This is a genomic window from Dyadobacter sp. (assembly GCF_051859145.1).
GTDB lineage: Bacteria > Bacteroidota > Bacteroidia > Cytophagales > Spirosomataceae > Dyadobacter.
The window spans coordinates 1-7092 of sequence record NZ_JBHYGF010000221.1 but is presented as its reverse complement, the minus strand read 5'-3'; the positions used below and the strand labels follow the sequence as shown (position 1 = coordinate 7092).

General features: G+C 45.5%; 5 protein-coding genes. 3 read left to right on the top strand and 2 right to left on the bottom strand.

All coding sequences use genetic code 11. The features are described 5' to 3' along the window. On the bottom strand, positions 1–1450 hold a 1450-nt coding region (locus ACTIE6_RS13710), incomplete at its 3' end, for a M20/M25/M40 family metallo-hydrolase (RefSeq protein WP_439557178.1). 425 nt (positions 1451–1875) lie between these two features. Continuing rightward, positions 1876–2856, bottom strand: a complete 981-nt coding sequence (hemB, locus tag ACTIE6_RS13705; RefSeq protein WP_439557177.1) for a porphobilinogen synthase — start codon at positions 2854–2856, stop codon at positions 1876–1878. 395 nt (positions 2857–3251) lie between these two features. Between hemB and ACTIE6_RS13700 the strand changes: the two genes are divergently transcribed. From ACTIE6_RS13700 to cobA, 3 genes are all read left to right on the top strand, one after another. Further along, positions 3252–4229, top strand: coding sequence for an IS110 family transposase (locus tag ACTIE6_RS13700; protein WP_439557176.1), 978 nt, complete (start codon positions 3252–3254; stop codon positions 4227–4229). A gap of 94 nt (positions 4230–4323) precedes the next feature. After that, the gene (locus ACTIE6_RS13695; protein ID WP_439557175.1) at positions 4324–6552 is read left to right on the top strand and encodes a HEPN domain-containing protein; all 2229 of its coding nucleotides are present in this window, start codon (positions 4324–4326) and stop codon (positions 6550–6552) included. Positions 6553–6627: 75 nt separating this feature from the next. Further along, the coding region (gene cobA / locus ACTIE6_RS13690; RefSeq protein ID WP_439557174.1) for a uroporphyrinogen-III C-methyltransferase at positions 6628–7092 on the top strand (465 nt) is incomplete at its 3' end.

Sequence of the window (7092 nt, the reverse complement as noted above, 5' to 3'; positions counted from 1 at the left end):
TCAACCTTGTTGTATAAGTGTAAGCCTGACTGAATTTCAGTAGATAGTTAAAATCAATAGTTTCGGGATTATCAGATACCTGGTGGTAGTTTTTCATAATATCCCCATTAAATTCCTTGAAACCGGGCGTGAATGTCGGCGCGGGAATTCCTGCTTTGGCAAAATTCACATTATCCGAGCGATCGAAAAGTCCCTGCTCAGGCGAAGGATCCGCAAAAACGCCAAGTCCGAAGGCTTTGCTGGCGATTTCAATTTCTGCGCGCGCGCCTGTGCGGTCAAGTCCCATCACAGCCACGATTGTCGTATCGTTATAACCGGCCCCGTCAGAATTGAGGTTGAAAATGCATTTGTTTAAAGGTAATAATGGATGTGCTGCGTAATACTTGCTACCCAGCAAGCCCACTTCTTCTCCTGTTAATGCAACGATCAAAACCGAACGCTTTGGCGGGTTTTTAGATAGCGCCTCGGCAGCAGTAAGCAATGCGACCACGCCAAAGGCATTGTCACGGGCTCCATTGAAAATGCTATCCTCCGTAGTAAAAGGCTGCCCGCCCTGTTTGCCGACACCTACGTGATCGTAATGGGCAGAGAGCAGTACATATTCATCTTTCAATTTCGGATCAGATCCGGGAATAAGGCCAGCTACATTATAGCTGTTGACAAGCTGGGTTTTGCGGCCGGCACTTTTAAACTCAACCTCTTTCGCGCCCCGTAGTGCACGGGCAAAATTGGCTTCCTTTCCATTTACCCACGCATGCGGAATAGAAGGAGAACCAGCACTGGCTTCTTCCGCAATTGAGATTTTCTCCCGGTCGAAATTGCGGGTGACAATATTCCAGGGAATAGGTGCATTAAACAGCTCGATCACTGCAACAGCGCCTTTGGCAGCCGCCAGTTTCCGTTTCTCCGTAGAAGTTGCAATGATTTCAGCTGGCGTCTGCGTTTCAGGCGTACCGCTTTCCACCAGCACAATTTTGCCTTTTACATCCAGACCTTTATAATCGTCCCAGCTTTTGGCCGCATCTTCCAGACCGAAACTCGCATATACAATCGGCGCTTTCAGGTTTGTTTCGCCTCCGTTCATCAGGATCCAGTCCTGGCCATTTTTCAGGATTTGTGCATCAGCCGTAATTTCCCCCGAAGCCGCAACCCCCATCTTTTCAAATGGTACACGCTGAAAATAAGTGTTGTTATTGGTACCGGTTCCCGCAACTGCACTCAGCCCCAGCCGACGGAACTGCTCGGCAATATACCGCGCTGCCACCAGGTTGCCCATTTCCCCGGTACGCCGCCCCATCAATTCATCCGCCGCCAAAAACCGCATATGCGCTTCAAGTTCAGACTTTTTAGCATTGAACTCGGGGAGAGTGGGGGTTTTCTTTTGGGAAAATGCAAGGCTTGCAGAAAATACGAAGAGTAATACTAACTGAGGGTAAAACGCTTTTTTCATTTGATCTTATAGAATGATAATGTTCATGTCGGTAAATCTCTGAATTCGCTTGAAGGCGTGATCCTGAACTACTACATAATTGAAGATCACATCTGAATCGAAATAGCGCATTGCTATTGATTCATATCTTTTGAAATCTCATTGAAATCCCTCCGGTCTTCAATCTTTATTGCAGGATGATCTTCACGATGTTTTAAGAACCTTGCTACTTCCGACTTAGTAGATTTAGTATTTGCGATATCCTCAACAGTGATTTTGACTTGCTTATTACCAAATACCGATTGGATCGATTTGATAAAGGAAGTCCCTAGTTCGGACGTTCTGACCTGAAATGTGTGTTGCATAGTTTTCATTTGTTTAAACAAATATAATGTTTTAACAATTAACTGTGACAGGGTCAAATCAGGCCAGGATATGCGTCCTTTTTACCTATTCAAAATCACAGCCGCCTCCTTTGCAAAATACGTCAGTATACACTTCGCACCGGCTCGGCGGATGCTTGTGAGGACTTCCATCATGGCGCGGTCGCCGTCGATCCAGCCGTTTTGGGCTGCGGCTTTGATCATCGCGTATTCGCCTGAAACATTGTAGGCAGCAATAGGAATATCAAAGTTTTCGTCAAGCAAACGGATAATATCAAGATAGGAAAGCGCAGGTTTTACCATTAACATATCTGCTCCCTCCGCAAAATCAAGCTGTGCTTCCAGCAGTGCCTCCCGCTTGTTCGCCGGGTTCATTTGATAGGTTTTTTTATCGCCAAACTTGGGCGCCGATTCCAATGCGTCACGGAACGGACCATAGAATGCACTCGCATATTTAGCCGAATAAGACATGATACTCACTTCGGAAAATCCGTGAGAATCGAGGTGCTGGCGAATATAGCCCACCCGACCATCCATCATATCACTCGGCCCAAGGATATCCGCGCCTGCTTTTGCCTGCGCGAGCGACATATTCCCCAGGATTTCAAGCGTAGCATCATTCAGAATTTTCCCGTCTTCAACCAAACCATCGTGACCGTCGGAACTATAAGGGTCCATTGCCACATCGGTCATAATGACCAGCTCTGGAAATTGCTCTTTGATCGCGGTAATTGCTTTAAGGTAAAAAGTGTTTTCGTGGTAACTCTCCGAGGCTACCTTGTCCTTTTTACTTTCCGGATAATTTGGAAAAAGATCAATCGCGCGGATTCCAAGATCGGTTACTTCTTTGAGCTCTTCGAGCAGGTTGTCGAGCGAATAGCGGTAAATGCCCGGCATTGATTTCACTTCCGATCTCTGGTGCGTTCCGTCGACGACGAACATGGGGAAAATGAAATCAGACACCTGCAAATTCGTTTCCTGAACAAGGTCACGCACACCTGCGGATTTTCTATTGCGTCGGGGACGACGGGATATGTTGATCATGATTGGCTTTCGGCGATCAGCTGTCAGCTGTCGGCTTTTTTGTAGCTACTTAAATACTTTGTTAACAAAAACCCGCTAACCCAACTTTCAGTTTCCAAACCGCTGCTTTTGTCACCCTGAGCGCAGTCGAAGGGCATCTAGCACGATCCCCTTCGACTGCGCTCCTTTAGATTCGCGATGTATTAGGGAAGATAGATTGGAGAAAGTAACTTAATGCAATGAGAAGGGAAGTAAAGTAAACTATGACACACGCTCTGAGCTAGGAACTCGAACCCTGATTTAGACTTTACTTCCCCTTCATCAAAAACTCAAATAGAAATTCGGGCTCAGAGCCCATTATTAAGGAGTTGAGTCAATTGATGAATTTCTCATTCACATTTTTCCATGACCAATTTATGAAAAAGATCACAATCGGCATCGACATCAGTAGTGAAACACTAGATATCTGCCTGCAAATGGAAGGAAAAACCGAGTTTGTCACAATTGGCAACGAGGTGAAGGCGATCCACAAGTTTTTCAAAAAGCTGGCCAAAGAAGAAGTTGTCGTAGCCATGGAAAACACCGGGCGCTATAACTGGCAGCTGTTTGAAGCTTTGCCCAGATACAATTTTGCAGTGTATGTGATCTCGCCATTGCACTTAAAAAAGAGCATGGGGTTGGTAAGAGGAAAAAACGATAAAATAGATGCTGAACGGATCTGCAAGTTTATTCAAAAGAACCAGGATGAATGCGCATTGTGGAAGCCCACGCCAGTCAACATTCAGAAGATTAAAGTGTTAATGACGGAACGTAATTCGAAAGTCAAACTAAAAAGACAGCTCTTAGGCCAGCAGTCAGATTACAAACTGATGGAAACAATTGGGCTTAAAAAGAGGCTGACAAAAGACAACCAAGCATTGGTAGACCTGATTGAAAAGCAGATAGCAGGCTTTGAAGCAGAGATCGAAAAAATTGTCCAATCAGACGAAACCATCAAAGAGCAGGCCAAACAAATACGGTCTGTGCCTGGTGTTGGCAATGTTACCTGCTGGACAATGATTGCTAAAACCGAGGGCTTTACAACGATTACCGAACCCCGGAAAATGGCTTGTTATTGTGGCATTGTACCTTTCGATCATCAGTCGGGAACTTCGATCCGAAAGCATCCCAAAGTGTCAACTTATGCAGACAAGAGTACGAAAAGCATTTTGCATTTAGCCGCAATGAGCGCTATCCGGTTTGATAACAAACTTAGGACATATTATCAACGAAAAGTCGCCGAAGGCAAAAACAAAATGTCAGTCCTGAATGCAGTTCGAAACAAAATTGTCCACATCATCTTTGCCCTAATAAAAAACCAAGCAACCTATCAAGATCACTTGGTTTTATCATAGAAATCAGGGTGACAAAAGTTAGGTTAGCAACAGATTGATAAAAAAAACACACACACAAACAATACTATTCCGATAGAAGAAAAGAATAACAACCATGAGCGAAATATTAATTTCTGACAAAGTATCCGCCGTTGCGAAGCGCGATATCATTGATTTGAACAACAAAATCAATGCATTTAATACGGGTGAAACACCGGAAGAAGCATTCCGTAAATTTCGTCTGACACGCGGTGTATACGGTCAGCGCCAGCCTGGTGTGCAAATGATACGTATCAAATTGCCCTATGGCCGCATTACCGCAGACCAGCTTGTCCGCATTGCGGATACTTCCGATAAGTTTGCAACCGGAAACCTGCACGCTACCACGCGTCAGGATATTCAGTTGCACTTCGTGAAACTTTCTGATTCACCTCAATTGTGGGCGGACCTGGAAGACGCCGGAATTACTTTGAAAGAGGCTTGTGGTAATACTATTCGCAATGTTACTGCATCTTCTATCGCGGGAATTGATCCCGACGAACCATTCGACGTAACACCGCTTACGCATTCCATCTTCCAGTATTTCCTGCGCAATCCTATTAACCAGGATATGGGCCGGAAATTCAAGATAGCGGTTTCATCTTCTGAAAAAGACTCTGCGCTTGCTTTCATCCATGATGTGGGTTTGATTGCTAAAATGGGTGTGAATGAAGCTGGCGAAACGGTTAAAGGTTTTAAAGTGCTGATTGGTGGAGGGTTAGGCGCGCAGCCTTTCTCGGCACAAACTGCCTTTGAATTCCTGGAAGAAAAAGATGTAATTCCATTCATAGAGGCATTGCTCCGCGTTTTTGACCGCTACGGAGAGCGCGTTCGCCGCCATAAAGCGCGTATGAAGTTTCTTTTGAACGACCTCGGTCTGGAAGAAATGATGGCGCGTGTGGAAGAACAGCGCGTTGCATTGAAAAACAAGGTTTTCACAATTCCTGAGGATCTTTTTGGAACTAAGGAAATTGAATCCATTACTTACGCGCCGCGTCCTTCATTGAGCGAAGCTGAGATCCTCAAAATCGCTGCTGAAAGCATTGAGGCCGATAAGCTGGATATATTTACAAAATGGCTGCGCACCAACACTTTTGAACAAAAACAAAAAGGCTGGTATGCGGTACAGCTGAGGGTATTGCTGGGAGATATGAACTCCAATATTGCCCGCAGCCTGGCAGATGTCGTACGCAAGTACGCAGCCGACGATATCCGCGTAACTGTCAATCAGGGATACATTCTACGTTTTGTCAAAGGAGAAGACTTGGTAGCGATTTACCACGAACTGGCTAAGCTCGGACTTGTAACCCCAGGCTTTGACAGCACCATGGACATTACAACCTGCCCGGGAACAGATACCTGCAACTTAGCAATTTCGAGCAGCTACGGAATTACCCGCGTACTGGAAGATGTAATGCGCGACGAATACCCTGAAATGATTTACAATCAGGATATTAAGATCAAGATTAGTGGCTGTATGAATGGTTGCGGCCAGCACAATGCGTGTAATATCGGTTTCCATGGAAGTTCGATTAAAAACGGAAAGCTGGTTCTTCCCGCATTGCAGGTGTTGCTCGGCGGCGGATTTACAGGCGACGGGATTGGATTGATAGGCGACAAAGTAATCAAAGTACCAACGAAACGCGGACCGGAAGCTTTGCGCTTGCTTTTTAATGATTACGAAGCAAATGCATTTGACGGTGAATATTACAACCAGTACTACCAGCGTCAGACCAAAAACTATTTCTTCCAACTCTTGAAACCACTCGCCGATCTCTCAACCTTGCAGGATGATGATTATCGCGACTGGGATCACGATGAACTGTTTAAAACAGAAATCGGTGTTGGAGAATGCGCGAGTGTGTTGGTTGACCTTGTAGCGACTACAATCACCGAAGGTCAGGAAAAACTGAACCTCGCAAAAGAGAACTTTGAATCCGGTATTTGGGCAGACGCCATTTACCATGCATACAATGTGCTGATAACAGGTGCAAAGGGATTGTTGATGACAAAAGACGTCAATACTAATACGCAATATGGTATTGTCAATGATTTCGAAACGCATTTCGGACAGGATTTCAAATATGAAACTCCTGCTGAGTTCCAGCTGCTTGAAAAAGCGGAAACTCCATTCAAATCGTTGGCTTTCAGCATTAATAAATTTGAGCCAACGCAGGAATTTGCCACATACTTTATCAGTACCGCGGCTCAGTTCCTCAATTTCGTAAGAGATACCCGCGAAAGCCAGCTCGCAGAAACCGGCGAACCTGTATTGCAGGAGCTTTCATTTGGAAAAGATAGTTAAAATGGCTGTCGGCGATCGGCTTTCAGCATTCATTATGTTTGATAACCGAAGGCCGACAGCCGAAGTCCACCAGATATGAAACTTACATTAATCGGTGCAGGGCCGGGAGATCCGGACCTGATCACCTTAAAGGGAGTCAAAGCGCTGCAAAAAGCCAAAGTCGTGTTGTACGATTCCCTTGCTCACCCCTCGCTTCTTGATTATTGCCCCGACGATTGTGTTAAAATCCTTGTAGGCAAACGCTTTGGCAAAACCAGCTGCGGACAGGATGAGATCAATGACCTGATCGTTGAAAAGGCAAAACAATACGGATCTGTTGTTCGTCTCAAAGGCGGCGACTCTTTTATTTTCGGTCGCGGCTATGAAGAAGTCGTTTTTGCAGCGGAACATGGTATTGAATCAGAAATCATCCCCGGAATTTCGAGCAGCTATGCGGTTCCTGCATTGGCGGGTATCCCGCTGACCTCGCGGGGCGTAAGTGAGAGTTTTTGGGTGATAACAGGCACCACCAAAGCCCACGAGCTATCCAAAGACCTGCAT